Here is an 18,936-nt window from a genome sequence, read left to right on the forward strand (position 1 = left end):
TGTAGGCCGGGTAAGCGTAGCGCCATCCGGCATTAGGGGTTAGTGACGTGAAGAGGTCTTCACGCCGCCTTCCGGTACCGGTACGTACGGTGTCTCTTTGTCGGTACGCACTTTATTGTTGCGTACGTTGAGCCAGGTTTTGATGCCGTAGAAAATGATGCTGTAGACCACGACAAGGAACAGAATGCTCAGACCGGCGTTGGTGTAGTTATTCACCACGATATGGTTCATGTTGGCAATCTGCTGTGCGGTCAGTTCGCCGCCGGAAGCGATCTTCTCTTTGTACTGCTGAGCCATGAAGAAGAAGCCTTCCATCTGCGGGTTGGTGCTGAACAGTTTCAGGCCCAACGCCCAGGTGGTGCACAGCAGCAGCCATGCAGCCGGGATCACGGTGACCCAGATATATTTGGTGCGCTGCATTTTGACCAGCACCACGGTACCGAGCACCAGCGCCACGGCGGCCAGCATCTGGTTAGAGATGCCGAACAGCGGCCACAGGCTCTTCACGCCGCCCAGCGGGTCGACCACGCCCTGATACAGCAGGTAGCCCCACAGACCAACGCAGCCCGCAGTACCGATAATGCCTGCTACCAGCGAGTCGGTTTTCTTGAGGAACGGTACAAAGTTGCCCAGCAGGTCCTGTAGCATAAAGCGGCCTGCGCGGGTACCGGCATCCAGTGCGGTGAGGATAAACAGCGCTTCAAACAGAATACCGAAGTGGTACCAGAAGCCCATATCCGCCATCGGGATGATTTTGTGGAACACGTGAGCGATACCCACGGCCAGCGTCGGCGCGCCGCCTGCGCGGTTCAGGACCGACGGTTCGCCGATATCTTTCGCGGTTTGCAGGATTTGTTCAGGAGAGATCACGAAGCCCCAGGAGCTGACGGTCGCTGCCGCGTGAGCGGTGACATCCCTCAGTTGGGCGGCAATCAGCGCGGCGTTTTCACCGCCCATTTCGTGCAGGTTCGGCATGGTGATGCCCAGACCCGCCGGCGGGGTGTTCATCGCGAAGTAGAGACCCGGTTCGATAATTGATGCCGCCACCAGCGCCATCACCGCCACGAAGGACTCCATCAGCATCGCGCCGTAGCCGATAAAACGGGCGTCGGTTTCGTTAGCCAGCAGCTTCGGCGTGGTGCCGGAAGCGATCAGGGCGTGGAAGCCGGAGACCGCGCCGCAGGCAATAGTGATAAACAGGAACGGGAACAGCGCGCCTTTCCACAGCGGACCGGTACCGTCAATGTACTGGGTCACCGCCGGCATTTTCAGGTCAGGGTTAAGGATCACGATACCCAGCGCCAGGCCAACGATTACGCCGATTTTCAGGAAGGTCGCCAGGTAGTCGCGCGGCGCCAGAATCAACCATACCGGCAGCAGAGCCGAGATAAACGCGTAGCCAATCAGGGTAAAGGTAATAGTGGTGTCTTTAAAGGTCAGCGCCGGGCCCCAGTAAGGGTCGTGGGCAATCACGCCGCCGAAGTAAATAGACGCCACCAGCAGAACGATGCCGATAACCGACACTTCGCCTACCCGACCCGGGCGCAGGAAGCGCATGTAGATCCCCATAAACAGGGCAATTGGCACGGTCGAGCAGACGGTGAACACGCCCCATGGGCTTTCCGCCAGCGCTTTAACCACGATTAACGCCAGCACCGCGAGGATGATGATCATTATCAGGAAGCAGCCGAACAGCGCGATGGAACCCGGTACTGGACCCATCTCCTGCTTGATCATCTCACCCAGCGAGGCGCCGTTACGACGCGAGGAGATAAACAGCACCATAAAGTCCTGTACCGCGCCTGCCAGCACGACGCCCGCCAGCAGCCACAGGGTACCCGGCAGATAGCCCATCTGCGCGGCGAGCACCGGGCCCACCAGCGGACCGGCGCCGGCAATCGCGGCAAAGTGGTGGCCAAACAGCACGTAGCGGTTGGTCGGAACGTAGTTCAGGCCATCGTTATTAATTACCGCCGGCGTCGAACGCGTAGGATCGAGCTTCATCACCTTTTGCGCAATGTACAGGCTGTAATAACGGTAGGCGACGAGGTAGACGGAAACCGACGCTACCACGATCCACAGCGCACTGACGTGCTCACCGCGGCGCAGAGCGACGACCGAGAGGCAAAATGCCCCGATGATTCCAAGAATCACCCAGGGTATGTGCTTGAATAACTTTTTAGTATCCATAGTAAAACCTGGCGTTAATGAGATGAATAATGGGCCGAAGCCGTTTAGTTTTGAGTCAGGGTTGGTGGAGGTATTGATTAGCTATGCTGGAGACGATCTTGCCAGAACTTCGCGCGCGTAAAGATGGGTAAATCTGTGAGTGGTTATATTCGGGATTAAGCGGTCACTTGCCGGGGTAAGCGGTTGGGAGGGAAGTTAACAGGGGATAATTATGTGATTGAGATCACAGGAAAAGATGGAGTAGATTGGATTCTTCACGGATAAGCAATGCTGCACCGTTTTCTCCAGTCTGCATCATGGTTTCATTCAATGATATTCACCCCCGGGGGGGGAAGTTAATTTCTTGAATATAAACACTGAAAATATAAGACAGAACGATACAAATATATAACCTAATTGATTCGGTTATTTATCGCGATTTATAATATGACACGTCAATAGGTTATAACAAAAATGCTGTAAATTAAATAATAAGTGCATGGCTTGCAGTGAGTTTGTAATATGAGATTCCTGGACGATCAAAAACTATGAACGGATGCGAAAATGTTAAAGAATTATATCAAAGAAGCGCTTGCTATACAGCAGGAAGAAGGGGATGCTTCGGATGAAGCATTGAAGAAATATTTGGCAAGGATAAATTCATATAATCTAAATCAAGATCAGGAATACGACTTTCTGTATGCAAATTATCAGGCGATGTGGATTTACTCTAATTTAGGTGAGTCGGGAAAAGCGCTGCCTCTGGCTAAACAGTGTATGGCGTTGATGGCTGATACCATAAGTGCGGGTGCGATATTTCATTATACTGATATGGGGCGGTTTTATGAGGAAGTGATCCGCTATGCGACAAACAATATAGCATGGTATGCATACGAACACTCCGATAGTACCGATGAACTAGAACGCGCGCTGGAAACCATATCTCTTGGCTGTAATTATATTGACAGCCCTGATTACTTTTACGCTTTCGATACTAAAGTCCGTATCTTACTTAAATTGGGCCGAAAAGAAAAAGCTTTTAAAATCGTTTTTACTTGTCTGCAGCAATTTCCCGACTTCTCTGATTTTTCTGATATCAAGAAACAAAAGGAGTATCAGGACTGGAAAAATAACTTCGATACAGGAACTATTGAATATTCTGAGCAGGAAATGGCGTTTCTACAAAAAGCAGCCAGAATTACCACTCATTTTAAATCACTGACTTCGAAAGAACCGTTAAAGTCCCCCTTGAAGGAAGAGTCGATCCCCGAAAAGCAAATCGTTCTTATCAAGGAGGCAAGAGGTAAATACGCATTTACCGAAAATTTTTACGACGATGATGATTGCTTTTTATTGTACAAGGGTAACCTGCATATTAAACAAAACCTCGATGAAGAATGGTATGAAAAACAGCTTGAAGATATCACATGGCAAAATGATCTATTCGGCATCCTGATTGATGGCAATCTCACTGTAGAAGGCGATATCGCCCTCGACCGATGTATTCTTTCAGTCGTCAACGATGTCACCTGCGATTGTCTGTATTCCGGTGATGGCCATACATTAATACAGGGGGATGCGTATATTAAATACGGAATTTACGGTGCGTATAATGATGGTTCGCTGGAGGTAAAGGGGATACTTACTACACCCTATTTACTGGCCTACGATCATTGCATGCCCAGGAAGTCTGACGTTGGAGAATCTATTTATATAGAAGTTGGTGACTTATCTGAAACTAAGAATATACGTATCGGTGAAAGCTATGGTAGCGGATGGGGTTGGAACTGGAATTATTTTGATGATGCCGCCCGGTTGCTTACCAATGCGGTATTTATAGAGAACGATGGCGACACCGTGTTTTCCGTAGGAAAATTTTTTGACATCGTAAAACGTGGAGAAAATCCCTTTCGCCAAATCAAATAAAAATTGCGTAGCGAAATTATGTTGTCAACCAACGCAGCAGATGGCATGAACCCCCTGACGAGATCATCAGGGGGCGAATAAATATAGAAAACTACGCCACGACCTCCATCTCCATCATCACCGGATGGAAGCGGCGCTTAAAGTAGATCAGCCCGTGGCCCTGCTGGCTCAGGGTTATATTCCTGATTTCTACCAGATAGACCAGGTGGCTGCCGATGGTCTGTACCTGGCTAATCTCGCCTTCGAGACTCGCCAGTGAGCCTTTTAGCACCGGCTGGCCGAGCTCGCCTTTTTGCCAGCAGCTGAGGCCGAAACGGTCGTCCATCGTCATCCCGGTCATGCCGGCGAAGTGGCGCGCCATCTCCTCTTGCTCGTGGTTCAGCACGTTGATGCATAGCTTGCCGTTGCCCTGAAACACCGGATTCATCGCGCTGTTAGCGTTGATGCAAACCATCACCGACGGCGGCGTATCGGTCACCGAACAGACCGCGGTGGCGGTGATACCGCAGCGGCCCGCCTCGCCTTCGGTGGTGATGACGTTAACGGCGGCCGACAGGCTGGCCATGGCATCGCGAAAACGCAGACGTTGTTCATCTAATTGCATTGTGACCTCCCGCTGCCGCTTACTTCAGCAGCTTATCCAGCATGTTGATATCGGTATTGTTGTGCAGATGCGGCACCGTCCAGCCGTTCTGGTCGTACTCGGACAGGCAGCGATCCACCATCGCCATCATTTTGTCCATGTTGCCGGAGCTCTGCGCCTGACGCAGGCACTGCAGGCGAATTTCATCCTGGCTACCTGAGTAGTTGATTTCGTACAGTTCGTGACGCCCACCAAACTCGCTGCCGATGGCGTCCCACATCAATTTGAGGATCTTGATACGCTCGACGTGATCCATGCCGTTCGATCCGCGCACGTATTTCGCCAGATATTCGTTGATCTGCGGATTGTTGAGATCGCGGGCGCTGGACGGCAGATAGATCAGGCCGCTGGTGACGTTGCGTTCAATAATGTTTTTGATTTTGGCGTAGGCCATCGGCGCCATCACGCGATAGGTTTGCAGCGCGGCGTGATCCGGCAGATACGCGCCGTTAACCCACGGCGTGGCTTCGGCGCACATCGAGTCGCTCAGCGCCCAGAACATATTGCGCCAGGCTACCACTTCGCCGAGATCCGCCTGTACGCCGCGGAACTCCAGGGTGCCGGTGCACTCCAGCGAGCGCTTGAGCAGGGCGGTGATAAAGTCGAGCTTCACGGCCAGACGCACGCAGGCCTGCAGCGGATACATGCGGGCGAAACCGCCTTCCATCGTCCAGCGGCGGCAGCGATCGAAGTCGCGATAGATCAGCACGTTTTCCCATGGGATCAGCACATTATCCATCACCAGGATCGCATCGTTTTCGTCGAAGCGGCTGGAGAGCGGATAGTCGTACGGCGATCCGGTTGCTCCGGCGACCAGTTCATAGGAGGCGCGGGAGATAAGCTTAACGCCTTCGGCATCCATCGGCGCGACAAACATCAGCGCGAAGTCCGGGTTTTCGCCCATCACCTGCGCCGAGCCGAAGCCAATCATATTGTAGTGGGTCAGCGCCGAGTTGGTGGCCACCACTTTCGCGCCGCTGACGATGATCCCGGCATCGGTCTCTTTCTCCAGCTTGATATAGACGTCTTTCACTTCGTCGGCTGGCTTATGGCGGTCGATCGGCGGGTTGACGATGGCGTGGTTAAAGTAGAGGCCGGTTTCCTGGATGCGGGTGTACCAGTTATGGGCGTTCTGTTCAAACTGACCATAAAACGCCGGGTTTGCGCCGAGCGCGCAGCCGAATGCGGCTTTGTAGTCCGGGGTACGGCCCATCCAGCCGTAGCTCAGACGCGACCATTCAGCGATGGCGTCGCGCTGCTGGCGCAGATCGTCGGCGCTTTTCGCGACGCGGAAGAACTTGTGGGTATAGCCGCCGCTGCCGGTATCGGTGCCCCAGCACAGGGTATCCTGCAGCTCGGGTTTATGCAGCGCATCGTACATCTGGGCGACGGAGGCGGCGGCGTTGCGGAACGCCGGGTGGGTGGTCACGTCCTTAACGCGTTCGCCGTAGATATAGATTTCGCGGCCGTCCTGCAGGCTCTTCAGGTACTCTTCGCCAGTTAACGGGCGTTTAGCGTCTGCACGGAAATTTTCAGGTTTCATAGGTGACCTCTTCAGTATTAATCGGAATGCGATGTTAAATTTATGTTTTGTTTTTGTTGTTCAATTGAAGCGGTTAACGCGGCTTTCGTGAAGAGACTTTTAGGTCAATGGTCGGTACTTTTCAGGCGGGGTTGGGTTATGTGATCGGGGGTTGGTTTTTCTATTTTCCGGCCTGGCTCTCCGGTGAACCGACGACAAGCCAGGGCGGGTTTTGAATTTGTAGCCCGGACAGATGCGCAGCATCGCCTCCGGGAAATTCAGCGACTCTACGCTCTGCTCCCGGGGGCGGCGCTTGACGCGCCTTGCCCGGGCTACCGCCTCTCAGACGGCTGCGAACTCGCCGCGCCGTCGCCGGAAAGATCTTACGACACCGGTACTTTCTGCGCCCGATAGGCACTCGGCGAGCAGCCGACTAAGCGGTTAAAAAAGCGGGCAAAATAGGCCGGATCTTTAAAGCCCAGCTGCCAGGCTATTTCGCTTACCGCGTTGTCGGAAAATAGCAGCAGCCGTTTGGCCTCGCGCAGCTGCCTGTCGAAAATCAGCCGCTTGGGCGGCCGGTTGGCGAAGCGGCGGCAGATATCGGTTAGCCTTGATTCGGTCAGATGCAGCTCGCTGGCGTAATCCGGCACCGTCCAGTGCTGGTGGTAGTGGCTATCGATCAACTGGTTAAACCGCTGGAACAGCTTGAGCTCGCCGCGTATCCCGCTGGCCGCATGATCGTCAAGTTTCGCGTTGCGCAGCAGCAGGGTGAACACCGCCTGCGCCAGCAGCGTCAGGGTATGTTCCCGCCCCGGCAGCTGCGACGTCGATTCCCGTTCAATCAGCCGCCAGTAATGCGCCAGCGCCGCCAACTCCTCGGGCTTATCGGCCAGCGACAGGCAGATGCCCGGCAGACCGAAAGCCTCCCGCGTGCCGGGATAGAGCACCTCCAGCAGCGGCCAGACCAGATCCTCGCGCACCGTCAGCACATGACCGTCGCTATCGGACTCGGTGATAAAAGCGTGCGGCACCGAGGGTGGCGTCAGGACAAACAGCGGCGCCTGCACCGAATAGCGATGATCGTCGAGCTGCAGCTCAATCTGCCCGGTATCGAGAAAGTGCATCTGAAAATACTGGTCGTGACGGTGCGCCTGCATATCGCGGCCAAAAAACTCCGCCATCCGGGCAAAGGATTGGTAATGTACCTCCTCCGTTCCCAGACTCTCATCGTACTCTTTATTAATATCGATATTGGCAACAGGACTCTGGCACATAGCGGCTCCTTACGGCGTCGCGCGCGGACGCGATCCTTTCATCGGAATCGCCCAGATAATGACTGCGCCAATGATCAGCAGGGCGGCGACGAACCACAAGCCGCTGCTGAAGCTGCCGGTAATATCCTTCAGCCAGCCGATCATAAAGGGGCTGAGCGCCGATCCGATATTGCCGGTCGCGTTGATCACCGCGATACCGATCGCTCTGGCGCGCAGACTGATCGACTGATCCGGCGTGGTCCAGAAAATGGCCATCGCGCTAAACGATCCGGTCGAAGCCATCACGATCCCGAGCAGCTGGATCAGGTTATGATCGGTCGCCGACGCCAGCAGCCAGCCTGCGGCGGCGAACAGGAACGGCAGGGCGGTGTGGTGCTTACGCTCCTGGTGCTTATCGGAGTGCCGGCTCCAGTAGATCATTCCCAGAATGGTACAAATCTGCGGGATCGCCGCCAGCAGGCCGATGGTGATATTGCTGCTGCTTTCGTTAAAGCTTTTGAGGATCTGCGGCGTCCAGATGCTGATCGCGCTGAGCGTATTGGTCAGGCAGAAGTAGGCCAGGGTGTACATCAGCACGATCGGCGTGAATACTTCCCGCCACAGGCTGCGCTGCTGCATGGCGTGATGGCTGATCGCCCCTTCCGGCTGGACCAGCGTCAGGCGGTCGTTGTCCATCATCTCCTGCAGGCATTTTTTATCTTCTGCGGTCAGCCATTTGGCCTTCGACGGCGAATCATCCAGCCAGAACCAGACCATAATACCGAGCAGCACCGACGGGAAGCCTTCCAGCAGGAACAGCCACTGCCAGCCGTGCAGGTTCAACAGGCCGTCCATCGACAAGATATAGCCTGAAACAATCGACCCCAGCGCGGTGGTCACCGGCATCGCGATCATAAACAGCGCGTTGGCGCGGGCGCGGAAAAAGGCCGGGAACCAGTAGGTCAGATAGAGCAGAATGCCGGGCAGAAAACCGGCCTCGGTGATCCCCACCAGCATGCGCAGGATATAGAGGCTATTCGGCCCGGTCGCGAACATGGTGGCGGTGGAGGCGATGCCCCACAGCACCATGATGGTGGCGATCCAGCGGCGGGCGCCGACGATGCTGAGCATCACGTTGCTCGGAATGCCGAAAATGACGTAGGTCGCGTAAAACAGGGTGGTGGCAAGGCCGAACATGGTGGCGTTAAGGCCCAGATCCTGCCCCATGGTCAGCCCGGCAAAGCCGATATTGATGCGATCTAAAAACGAAAAGATAAACAGCACGAACAAAAACACGATCAGGCGACGAAAGAGCTTGTTGATAACCGACTGCTGCTGCGCCGTCAGCTGCTTGTGCTGATTAGCCGGATCGAACTTTTCCGGGATGGCAGATGATGTATCGCTCATTATCATTTTCCTCTAATGGGAATTTTGTAGGGTACTGCGGGTTGCCGGGTGGCGCTGCGCCACCTGGCGTTAATAGACGCCTGACGAACCCTCGGCGGTTTTTTCTGCGCCAAATCGTGCCGCCAGCGCTTCCGCACCGCGGGCCAGCAGGGTGGTATCGACCCCGACGGCGACAAACAGCGCGCCGAGCTGCAGGTAACGCTTCGCCAGCTGTTCGTTGGCCATCAGGATCCCCGGCGCTTTGCCCGCTGCGCGAATTTGCCCGATGGCGTGCTCAATGGCGGCCTGTACTTCCGGGTGCTGAGGGTTGCCGCTGAAGCCCATGTCGGCGCTCAAATCCGCCGGGCCGATAAACACGCCGTCCACGCCCTCGACATCGAGGATCTGCGGCAGATTGCTGAGCGCTTCGCGAGTTTCGATTTGCACCAGCACGCACATCGCGTCGTTAGCCTGATGGAGATAATCCGGGACGCGGTTCCAGCGCGAGGCCCGGGCGAGGGCGCTGCCGACGCCGCGAATACCCGCGGGCGGATAGCGGGTGGCTTTCACCGCCAGCCGCGCTTCGTCGGCGTTCTGCACCATGGGTACCAGCAGGGTTTGCGCGCCGATATCCAGCAGCTGTTTAATCTGCACCGGGTCGTTCCACGAGGGGCGCACCACCGGCTGGCTGGGATAAGGGGCGATCGCCTGCAGCTGGGTCAGTATCGTCTGCACGCTGTTTGGCGCGTGCTCGCCGTCGATCAGCAGCCAGTCGAACCCGGCCCCGGCCAGCAGCTCAGCGCTGTAGCTGCTGGTCAGTCCCAGCCACAGGCCAATCTGCGGTCGACCCGCTTTTATGGCGTCTTTAAAGGCGTTATTCATCATATTCCTCCTAGACGAACCGGCAGCTAATCGCGCCCATGGTGCCGTAATCAACGTGGAAGGTGTCGCCTTTGCGCGCCGGTACCGGACGCGTAAAGGAGCCGCCGAGAATAATCTGCCCGGCTTCCAGCTGGACGTCGTAAGGCGCCAGCTTGTTCGCCAGCCAGGCCACGCCGTTGGCCGGGTGATTCAGAACCCCTGCGGCGACGCCGGTCTCTTCAATCACGCCGTTGCGATAGAGCAGGGCGGAGATCCAGCGCAGATCCAGCTCGTCGGGTTTAATCGGACGGCCGCCGAGGATCACCCCGGCGTTGGCGGCGTTATCGGAGATGGTGTCGAAGACTTTGCGCGGGCGCTGGGTTTCCGGGTCGATGTTGTGGCAGCGAGCGTCAATCAGCTCCAGCGCCGGGATCACGTAGTCGGTGGCGTTGTAGACGTCGAACAGGGTGCAGTTGGGGCCGCGCAGCGGTTTGGCCAGCACGAAAGCCAGCTCGACTTCGATACGCGGGACGATAAAGCGGTCGGTAGGAATATCGCCGCCGTCGTGGAAAAACATATCGTCCAGCAGCGCGCCGTAGTCCGGTTCGCTGATTTGCGAACTGGCCTGCATCGCTTTCGAGGTCAGGCCGATTTTATGCCCTTTCAGCACGCGGCCTTCGGCGATCTTCATATTTACCCATTCGCGCTGTACCGCGTAGGCGTCTTCGATGGTGATCGTCGGGTGATCCAGCGAAATAGCGCGGATCTGTTCACGCTGTTTTTCCGCCTGGTTCAGCCGCTGGGCGATCAGGGTATGGGTATGTTTATCGAGCATAGTTGCTTCCTGTTACGTCATTCGGTGCTGCTGCGCCGGGTGGCGACGCGGAGGCGTCTTAGCCGGCCTGGGGTTTGTGGCAGTACTTGTTTTCACCCTCTCCCACCGGGAGAGGGGCGGGCCGCACCTATTTAAACAACGCGTGTACGTTGTTCTGCTTGTAGTTCAGCGTCGGGTGCAGTTCATCGATCTCAAACGACAGCGCCAGATAGCGGCTCTCCATCAGCGCGGCGAAATGGGCTTTGATCAGCGTGAACAGCATATCGCCCACGTCCTGACGGCTCTCCAGGCTGCGTCCGGTACCAATCTTTAGCGTCATATGCACGAAGGCGTAGTCATGCTGGCCATCGGCCATCTGCCAGGTATCCAGCCAGATGGCGCGACTGCGAATGCCGCCGATAGGAAAGATGCCGGTTGCCGCCAGCGCGGCGTTCACTTTGCTGAACAGACCCGGTAAATCAGCCTGCTCACGGATGTTGTTGGTACATTCAGCGATAAAATGCGGCATTCTGCGTGCTCCTTACGCCGTTTCCGGCAGCGGGAAGACGGCGTTGACCTGACCGGTGCCGGAGCTGGCAAAGAGTTCGGTAATAAACTCTACTTTGCCGTCGTATTTGTCCCAGCCCAGCAGGCCCAGCAGCATCACCGTGTCGTGCATATTGCCTTCACCGAAGCAGTAGTCGGCGTACTCCGGCAGCATGGTGCAGAACTCTTTGAATTTGCCTTCGCGCCACAGCTTCACGACCCGTTCGTCCATCTGGTGATCGAACTCGCGGGTATAGCTGTTCATTCCCTCTTCGGCGCGCTGGTCGTCGATAAAACGGTGCGACAGCGAGCCGCTGGCAAAGACCGCCACGGTGCCGTCATATTTCTCAATCGCTTTAAGAATGGCTTCGCCCAGCTTGCGGCTGTCGGCAAAGTCATGGACGGTACAGAACGCCGAGATAGAGACCACTTTGAAATGCTTATCGCTGTTCATGTAGCGCATCGGCACCAGGGTGCCGTACTCCAGCTTCAGGCTTGGAATGTTGTGCGCTTTGGCGCGGACCCCGAGTTTGACCGCTTCGTCGGCGATCAGGTGGCCGAGCTCCGGATTACCGTCATAGTCATAGGTCATGTCGCGAATAAAATGCGGCAGCTCGTTGCTGGTGTAGACGCCCTGGAAATGGTCGGCACAGTTGATGTGGTAGGCGCTGTTGACCAGCCAGTGGGTATCAAAGACGATGATGGTATCCACACCCAGCTCGCGACACCGCTTGCCGATTTCTTTATGCCCATCGATGGCTCCCTGGCGGCAGCCGTGGTTTTTACCCGGCAGTTCAGAGAGATACATCGACGGTACGTGAGTAATTTTTGCTGCTAACGCTAACTTTCCCATATCAGACTCCCCATTTTGGGATCGGATGGTCGCCCATCGAGATGCAGACGTTTTTCATTTCAGCGAACACTTCAAAGCTGTATTCGCCGCCTTCGCGGCCGGTACCGGAGGCCTTCACGCCGCCGAACGGCTGACGCAGGTCGCGGACGTTCTGGGTGTTGACGAACACCATTCCGGCTTCGATGCCGCGCGCCAGGCGCAGCACTTTGCTGACGTCCTGGGTCCAGATATAAGAGGCGAGGCCGTACTCCACATCGTTGGCCAGGCGCAGACCTTCCGCCTCGTCTTTAAACGGCAGCAGACAGGCTACCGGGCCAAAAATCTCTTCCTGCGCCACGCGCATGCGGTTATCGACGTCCGCCAGCACCGTTGGCCGCAGGAAGTTGCCGTTTCTCAGATGGGCAGGCAGATCGGCGGGCTTATCCGCGCCGCCGGCCAGCAGGGTCGCTCCTTCTTCAATGCCGAGGCGGATATAGCCGGAGACTTTCTCCCAGTGCTGCTGGCTAATCAGCGCGCCCACCTGAGTGTTCGGGTCGGTAGGGTCGCCGACGCGCAGGCGATTCGCGCGTTCGGCAAAGCGTTTAACGAACTCGGGGTAGATGCTCTGCTGAATGAAGATGCGCGAGCCGGCGGTGCAGCGTTCGCCGTTGATCGAGAAAATGGTGAACAGCGCGGCGTCGAGAGCGCGCTCAATATCGGCGTCTTCGAAAATCAACACCGGCGATTTGCCGCCCAACTCCATGGAGTACTTTTTCAGCCCGGCGTTTTTCATGATGTTGCGCCCGGTAGCGGTACCGCCGGTAAACGATACCGCGCGTATGTCATGGTGGCGTACCAGCGCATCGCCCGCCGTCGCGCCGTAGCCCTGAACCACGTTCAGTACGCCCGCCGGAATACCCGCTTCCAGCGCCAGCTCGCCAAGACGGTCAGCGGTTAGCGGCGACAGTTCGGACATTTTCAGCACCGCGGTATTCCCCAGCGCCAGGCACGGCGCCACCTTCCAGGTCGCGGTCATAAACGGCACGTTCCACGGCGACACCAGCGCGCAGACGCCGACCGGCTGCACGAGGGTGTAGTTGAGCATCTTGTCATCAACCGGATAGGTCTTACCGTTCATTTGCTGGCACACTTCGGCGAAGAATTCGAAGTTGTGCGAAGCGCGCGGGATCAGCACGTTTTTGGTCTGGTGGATCGGCAGGCCGGTGTCGGCGGTCTCCATGGCGGCGATCTCCGGGACGTTCTGGTCGATCAGATCGCCCAGTCGGCGCATCAGACGCGCGCGCTCTTTCATCGGCAGATTGGCCCATTTCGGAAACGCCTCTTTTGCCGCCGCCACCGCCTGATTCACCTCGTCAGCCCCGCCGGAGGCGACCTCCGCCAGCACTTCGCCGGTGGCCGGGTTAGTGGTATGGAAATACTCCGCGGCGGCGACGTTTTTGCCGTTGATCCAGTGGTTAATTTTTTTCATGACAGCTTCTCCTCATATGCCTGCTGGCTAATGATGTGGTTGACCAGACGGCCGACGCCTTCCACTTCGACGATCACTTCATCGCCCGGCACCACGTCCGACAGCCCCTTCGGCGTGCCGGTGGCGATCATGTCGCCCGGCTGCAGGGTCATAAATTCGCTGAGGTAAGCGATCAGGAACGGAATGCTGAAGATCAGATCGGCGGTAGTGCCCTGCTGGCGCAGCTCGCCGTTGACCCAGGTGCACAGCGCCAGGTTGTGCGGATCGGGGATCGCCTCTTTGCTGACGATCCACGGGCCTATCGGCGTCAGGGTGTCGCGGCTTTTGACCCGCAGGTTGGGGCGATAGTAGTTTTCCAGGTAGTCGCGGATGGCGTAGTCGTTGCAGACGGTGTACCCGGCTACGTACTCCATGGCGTCGGCTTCGGCGACCTTACGCGCGGTTTTGCCGATCACCACCACCAGTTCAGCCTCGTAGTGCATGTACTCGACATTATCCGGGCGCACCGACTCTTGCCTATGGCCGATAAAGGTGTTGGGCGCTTTGATAAACACCAGCGGTTCGGTTGGCGGCGTAAACGCCAGCTCGCTGGCGTGATCGGCGTAGTTCAGGCCCAGCGCGAACAGGGTGCCGTCGGCGGGCGGCAGCCAACGAAACTCGCCTTCCTTAAGCAGACTGCCGTTGGCGAGCTGGACCTGACCACGTTCATTCACCTGGACATCGTGCCGCTGTCCCTGCCACTCAATACGTGCTTGCCTCATACCAGCTCTCCTTCATCAATCACCGGGTTTTCCAGCGCCGGGAAGCCCTCGGCGAGAATACGTACGCGATCGCCGGGGCGCAGCGTAACGCAGGAGTGGGGCGTACCGATCAGAATCGCATCGCCGGGATTGAGGGTGGCGAATTCGCTCAGGGCGCTCAGCAGCTCGGCGGCGGAGCGCTGGAGATCGGCGGTAGTCCAGCTGTCCGCCTCGCGACCGTTGATTTCGGTGATGATGGTCAGGTTATCGACATCGCTGAGCGGCGCGAGTGCGCCAAGCGGACAGAAGCCGTCGCGGCATTTGGCTTTGATGGCCGGACGATAGAAGCTCTCTTCCGGCAGGCTGACGTCGTTCGCCAGCGCGTACCCGGCGATATAAGCCGCGGCCTCTTCTGCAGCGACTTTGCGCGCGGTTTTACCGACGATCAGCGCCACGGTGGCGCCACTCTGCACGGTTTCGCCTTGCGGGTAGGGAATGCTCTCGCCATCGCCGATAACGGTGTTGCGCGGTTTGATAAACCAGACCGCGGTCTTCGGCGGCGTTTTATAGGGGGCCTGTTGAAACGCTTCGCGCCAGGCGTCGAGCTGGCTGCGGTGGTTAAGCGCCACGGCGAAGATGGTACCTTTCATTTACCACTCCTCTGCTACGGATTTGGGAAGTCAGTTAATTCATTAATATGTTAATGATCATCTTTTATGCTTTGCGGGAATGTTTGGCAAACAGAAGTGAATGTTTTGTGATCTGATTAACAATAAATTTACAGATTTGTATTTTAATTATTATTAATCAATTAGATAACAGAAGCAGTTGTACCATCTGGTACTTTTCAGAGGCAGAAACCGGTTGCCTTCGGAGGGAATTAGCGCTAATTATTAACTTATTAACAGATTGGGGATTTACTTCAGAGGTATGTGATGCATGATTCGTTAACTATCGCGCTGCTGCAGGCGCGGGAAGCGGCGATGGCCCACTTTCGGCCCATCGTTAAACGCCACAATCTGACCGAGCAGCAGTGGCGTATCGTGCGTATCCTCGCCGAACATCCGTCGATGGATTTTCACGATCTGGCCTTTCGCGCCTGTATTTTACGTCCGAGCCTGACCGGCATCCTGACCCGTATGGAACGCGACGGCCTGGTGCTGCGTTTAAAACCGGTAAATGACCAGCGCAAGCTCTACGTTTCGCTGACGCCGGCGGGTTCGACGCTTTATGAAAGCGCCCAGGCCCAGGTAGAAGAAGCCTATCGCCAGATCGAAGCCCAATTTACCGTCGAAAAAATGCGTCAGCTTACCGCGCTGCTGGAGGAGTTTATCGCCCTGGGGAATGGAGCGCAGGGAGAGGGAGAGGAATAATACATTGTCCGCGCGAAAAACATCCCGGAGGCGGTGCTGGCGCACCTGTCCGGGCTACGGGTTCACAGCACGGTAGCCCGGACAGGCGCAGCGCGCCGCCTCCGGGAGAAAGCGTCCTTCAGAACAAGGTATCGAGCTCTTCCAGCACGTTATACTGCTCGTCCACCAGCAGCAGGGTTTTCCATTTATCAAACGTCAGGCACGGATGCGAGGTACCGAACACCAGAATATCGCCGACCTGCACGTCGCTGCCGGGCGCGAGGCGCAGCATACAGTGCTGGTCCATAATTCCCACGCTCTCGATCCCCTCCGCGGATAGCTGCGCGCCGTTGCGATAGCGGGCCACAGGCTGCGGCAGGCCGGCGTCAAAGGCGCAGTCGCGCTTGCCGAAGTTCACCACCGCGCGATCGGCTTCCGGCACCGACTGGACCATCGCCATCAGCTCCAGCGCTGAGGTTAAATCACCGCCCAGATCGCAGGCGATCGGATCGCGGGCCACCAGCGCTTTCTGCGCGATATCGTAGATCCCGCGGTCGTGGGTGATATAGCACCCGGGGCGGATAACGATTCGGCAGCGCGCCGGTTTCTTCGCCGCCAACCAGATATTGCACACCACGTCGTACCAGACGGTACCGGCTCCGGTCAGCACAAACTCCCCCTCAACCAGATGTTCCATCCGGCAGGCCAAATCGGCGGCCTGGCGCAGCAGAGCCTCCACCTGCGGCTGCGGATCGTCGCCGTGTAACACCCCTTCATACAGTTCGAGACCGCGCAGCCTGAGGCCCGGAAGTTCCGCCGCAGCCTGCGCCAGCGCCAGCGCATCCTCAACGCTGCGGCAGCCGCAGCGCCCACCGGCCACGCCCAGTTCAATCAGCACGTCCAGCGTTTGCCGCCGTTCGTTGAAGAAAGTCGACAGCGCGCGGGCATTGGCGAGGCTATCAATGCAGCAGATAAACTCCGCCGCCCGGTAATGCGCTTTCAGGCGCGATACCGCCCGCATATTCGCCCTGCCGACCAGCTGATTGACCATCAGGACGCGCTCAACGCCGCTGGCCATCGCCGCGCTGGCCTGCCAGGCGCTGCCCACGCCGATTCCCCATGCGCCCGCCCGCTGCTGCGCCTGAAAAATCCACGGCGTCATCGTTGTTTTACCGTGCGGGGCCAGCGAGACGCCGCGCGCGTCGGCGTAACGCTGCATCCAGGCGATGTTATTTTCCAGCGCCGTTTTTTTCAGCAGCGCGGCCGGAAGGCAAACCTCCTCCGCCAGCAGATTGGCCGGTGCGGACATTATGGCGGCTTTGTGCGGAATAAGCGTATCGGAATGGTATTTCATAACACTATCCTTTTAGGGTTTAAGATCGGATTAAAGCTAAGTATCAAACTTAATTAATTGAAATATATAGAATATATAATTTGTTTATGTTGTTTGTGAATAAAAGTATCACAATTTGATCTGGTTTTTGCGTAGTTTTCCACTGTTTTTCCTCCTTGTAAATGGTTTACTTGTCGGCAGAGTTGAAAGGGAGTAATTGCGATGAAAGTTAACTGGCTTTTCAAAAACGTCACGGTCATTGACGGCAGCGGCGGACCACAGTTTCGCGGCGACGTGGCGGTGAAGGGCGATCGAATTGTGGATATGGCCCCGGCGCTGAACCTGGCGGCGGAGCAGGTGATTGACGGGCAGGGGCGCGTGCTGGCTCCCGGATTTATCGATGTGCATACCCATGACGATATCAACGTCATCCGTATGCCGGAGTATTTACCGAAGCTGAGCCAGGGGGTGACGACGGTGATTGTCGGCAACTGCGGGATCAGCGCGGCGACGGCGACCATGCGCGACGGCGTACCGGACCCGATGAATCTTCTGGGTGAGGCGGAGCACTTTGTTTATCCCACCGTTGACGCTTATGCCCACGCGGTGGCGGCGGCGAAGCCGTCATTAAACGTCGGCACGCTGATTGGCCATACCGCGCTGCGTAATAACCATATGGACGATCTGTTCCGCCCGGCGACGGAGATCGAGATTGCCGGAATGCGGGTGCAGCTGCGCGACGCGCTGCGTCAGGGCGCGCTGGGGCTGAGTAGCGGGCTGGCCTACGCCAGCGCGTTTCAGTCCACCACTGAAGAGGTGATGGCGCTGGCCGAGGAGCTGGCGGCAGAAGGGGGAATTTATACTACCCACCTGCGTTCGGAGTTCGAACCGATTCTGGAGGCGCTCGACGAGGCGTTCCGCATTGGCCGCCACGGTAACGTACCGGTGGTGGTATCGCACCATAAGTGCGCCGGCGCGAAAAACTGGGGTCGCACGAAGGAGACGCTGGCTTTCTTCGATGAGATGCGCCAGCGCCAGGAGATCGCCTGCGACTGCTACCCCTATTCTGCCAGCTCGTCGACGCTGGATATGAAGCAGGTCACCGATGAGTTCGATATTGTCATTACCTGGTCGGAGGCGCAGCCCGAGCAGGCCGGAAAAACCCTGCAGCAGATTGCTGACGGCTGGCAGGTTAGCCTGCACGAGGCGGCGGCGCGGCTGATGCCCGCAGGTGCCATCTACTACAACATGGACGAGCAGGACGTGCGGCGGGTACTGCGTTATCCGGTGACCATGATCGGCTCAGACGGTCTGCCGAACGACCCGATGCCGCACCCGCGGCTATGGGGCGCGTTCCCGCGGGTCCTGGGCCACTACTGCCGAGATGAACGGCTGTTTCCGCTGACCACCGCTATCCACAAAATGACCGGTCTGTCGGCGGCGCGTTTCCAGCTGGCAGAGCGTGGGCTGGTGAAAGTGGGCTATTTTGCCGATCTGGTGCTGTTTGATCCGCAGACGGTGCGCGATGTCGCCAGCTTCTCCGACCCGAAACAACCGGCGGACGGTATCGAGGCGGTGATGGTTAACGGCGTGATGAGCTACGGCAGCGATAAAAAGATTACCGGGCGCGCAGGGCGTTTCCTGCGCCGCCGAATGAACCAAGGAGAGAAAAATGAGCATTAAACGTTATGGCGTTGAGGGCGGTACCGGGACCGGTGGGCAGCATCTGCCGTTCGCGCGCGCGGTGGAGGCGGGGGGCTGGCTGTACGTTTCCGGCCAGACGCCGATGAAGGAGGGTGAAGTGGTGGAAGGGGGCATCGTTGACCAGGCGCGTCTGGCGATTCAGAACTGTGTGGATATCATGACCGAAGCGGGCTACACCCTGGCCGACGTGGTGCACGTCAAGGTGATCCTCACCGATGCGCGCTATTTTCAGTCTTTCAATAAAGTATTCCGCGAGTTCTTTGGCGACAATCCGCCTGCCCGTATCTGCTGCGTAGCGGACCTGGTAGTGGATTGTAAAGTTGAAGTGGATGTGACCTGTTATAACGCGGCTCGCGTATAAAAATT

At 57.2% G+C, this 18,936-nt stretch carries 17 protein-coding genes; 4 read left to right on the forward strand and 13 right to left on the reverse strand.

All coding sequences use genetic code 11. From position 1 onward, the window contains the following. Positions 1–39 precede the first annotated feature (39 nt). Complete coding sequence (gene btsT / locus ABLV12_RS15610) at positions 40–2,190, reverse strand: pyruvate/proton symporter BtsT (protein ID WP_348867146.1); 2,151 nt, start codon at positions 2,188–2,190, stop codon at positions 40–42. A gap of 543 nt (positions 2,191–2,733) precedes the next feature. On the opposite strand from btsT, the gene ABLV12_RS15615 reads away from it, so the two are divergent. Further along, positions 2,734–4,095 (forward strand): hypothetical protein, encoded by a 1,362-nt coding sequence (locus ABLV12_RS15615; RefSeq protein WP_348867147.1) that lies wholly within the window; start codon positions 2,734–2,736, stop codon positions 4,093–4,095. Between the two features lie 91 nt (positions 4,096–4,186). Here ABLV12_RS15615 and ABLV12_RS15620 read toward each other — a convergent pair whose 3' ends face one another. The 11 genes from ABLV12_RS15620 to ABLV12_RS15670 form a co-directional block, all read right to left on the reverse strand. Then, positions 4,187–4,699: a 4-hydroxyphenylacetate 3-monooxygenase reductase subunit gene (locus tag ABLV12_RS15620; RefSeq protein WP_004110317.1), complete on the reverse strand. Its 513-nt coding sequence runs from the start codon at positions 4,697–4,699 to the stop codon at positions 4,187–4,189. A 19-nt stretch (positions 4,700–4,718) separates the two neighbouring features. Next, positions 4,719–6,281, reverse strand: coding sequence for a 4-hydroxyphenylacetate 3-monooxygenase, oxygenase component (gene hpaB, locus ABLV12_RS15625; RefSeq protein ID WP_032728858.1), 1,563 nt, complete (start codon positions 6,279–6,281; stop codon positions 4,719–4,721). Between the two features lie 362 nt (positions 6,282–6,643). After that, on the reverse strand, positions 6,644–7,534 hold the full coding sequence (gene hpaA / locus ABLV12_RS15630; protein ID WP_004108556.1) for a 4-hydroxyphenylacetate catabolism regulatory protein HpaA: 891 nt from the start codon (positions 7,532–7,534) through the stop codon (positions 6,644–6,646). Positions 7,535–7,543: 9 nt separating this feature from the next. Next, positions 7,544–8,920, reverse strand: a complete 1,377-nt coding sequence (hpaX, locus tag ABLV12_RS15635) for a 4-hydroxyphenylacetate permease (protein ID WP_004108554.1) — start codon at positions 8,918–8,920, stop codon at positions 7,544–7,546. A 69-nt stretch (positions 8,921–8,989) separates the two neighbouring features. Continuing rightward, positions 8,990–9,781: a 4-hydroxy-2-oxoheptanedioate aldolase gene (gene hpaI, locus ABLV12_RS15640; protein ID WP_024273687.1), complete on the reverse strand. Its 792-nt coding sequence runs from the start codon at positions 9,779–9,781 to the stop codon at positions 8,990–8,992. Between the two features lie 10 nt (positions 9,782–9,791). Beyond that, on the reverse strand, positions 9,792–10,595 hold the full coding sequence (hpaH, locus tag ABLV12_RS15645) for a 2-oxo-hept-4-ene-1,7-dioate hydratase (RefSeq protein ID WP_004108551.1): 804 nt from the start codon (positions 10,593–10,595) through the stop codon (positions 9,792–9,794). Between the two features lie 127 nt (positions 10,596–10,722). Beyond that, positions 10,723–11,103 carry a 5-carboxymethyl-2-hydroxymuconate Delta-isomerase gene (locus ABLV12_RS15650; protein ID WP_016809284.1) on the reverse strand — a complete coding sequence of 127 codons (381 nt, stop codon included), beginning with the start codon at positions 11,101–11,103 and terminating at the stop codon, positions 10,723–10,725. Between the two features lie 12 nt (positions 11,104–11,115). Further along, on the reverse strand, positions 11,116–11,973 hold the full coding sequence (hpaD, locus tag ABLV12_RS15655) for a 3,4-dihydroxyphenylacetate 2,3-dioxygenase (RefSeq protein ID WP_004110330.1): 858 nt from the start codon (positions 11,971–11,973) through the stop codon (positions 11,116–11,118). Between the two features lies 1 nt (position 11,974). Beyond that, the gene (hpaE, locus tag ABLV12_RS15660) at positions 11,975–13,441 is read right to left on the reverse strand and encodes a 5-carboxymethyl-2-hydroxymuconate semialdehyde dehydrogenase (protein ID WP_160886930.1); all 1,467 of its coding nucleotides are present in this window, start codon (positions 13,439–13,441) and stop codon (positions 11,975–11,977) included. Beyond that, positions 13,438–14,202 carry a fumarylacetoacetate hydrolase family protein gene (locus ABLV12_RS15665; protein WP_004108544.1) on the reverse strand — a complete coding sequence of 255 codons (765 nt, stop codon included), beginning with the start codon at positions 14,200–14,202 and terminating at the stop codon, positions 13,438–13,440. Before ABLV12_RS15665 ends, hpaE begins: the two co-directional genes overlap by 4 nt. Beyond that, positions 14,199–14,831, reverse strand: a complete 633-nt coding sequence (locus ABLV12_RS15670) for a fumarylacetoacetate hydrolase family protein (protein WP_348867148.1) — start codon at positions 14,829–14,831, stop codon at positions 14,199–14,201. Before ABLV12_RS15670 ends, ABLV12_RS15665 begins: the two co-directional genes overlap by 4 nt. A 285-nt stretch (positions 14,832–15,116) precedes the next feature. Between ABLV12_RS15670 and hpaR the strand changes: the two genes are divergently transcribed. Beyond that, positions 15,117–15,554, forward strand: coding sequence for a homoprotocatechuate degradation operon regulator HpaR (gene hpaR / locus ABLV12_RS15675; protein ID WP_004110337.1), 438 nt, complete (start codon positions 15,117–15,119; stop codon positions 15,552–15,554). A 118-nt stretch (positions 15,555–15,672) separates the two neighbouring features. Here the strand turns inward: hpaR and ABLV12_RS15680 are convergent, their stop codons facing one another. Further along, positions 15,673–16,887 carry an amino acid deaminase gene (locus ABLV12_RS15680; RefSeq protein ID WP_049129231.1) on the reverse strand — a complete coding sequence of 405 codons (1,215 nt, stop codon included), beginning with the start codon at positions 16,885–16,887 and terminating at the stop codon, positions 15,673–15,675. Positions 16,888–17,088: 201 nt separating this feature from the next. Between ABLV12_RS15680 and ABLV12_RS15685 the strand changes: the two genes are divergently transcribed. Then, positions 17,089–18,549, forward strand: a complete 1,461-nt coding sequence (locus tag ABLV12_RS15685) for a D-aminoacylase (protein WP_335270633.1) — start codon at positions 17,089–17,091, stop codon at positions 18,547–18,549. Beyond that, a complete protein-coding gene (locus tag ABLV12_RS15690) occupies positions 18,539–18,931 on the forward strand; it encodes a RidA family protein (RefSeq protein ID WP_004108533.1) in 393 nt (130 codons plus the stop codon). Before ABLV12_RS15685 ends, ABLV12_RS15690 begins: the two co-directional genes overlap by 11 nt. The last annotated feature ends 5 nt before the right edge of the window (positions 18,932–18,936 follow it).

It is taken from the genome of Klebsiella sp. CN_Kp100, from assembly GCF_040065315.1.
In the GTDB taxonomy this organism is placed as follows: Bacteria; Pseudomonadota; Gammaproteobacteria; order Enterobacterales; family Enterobacteriaceae; genus Klebsiella; species Klebsiella oxytoca.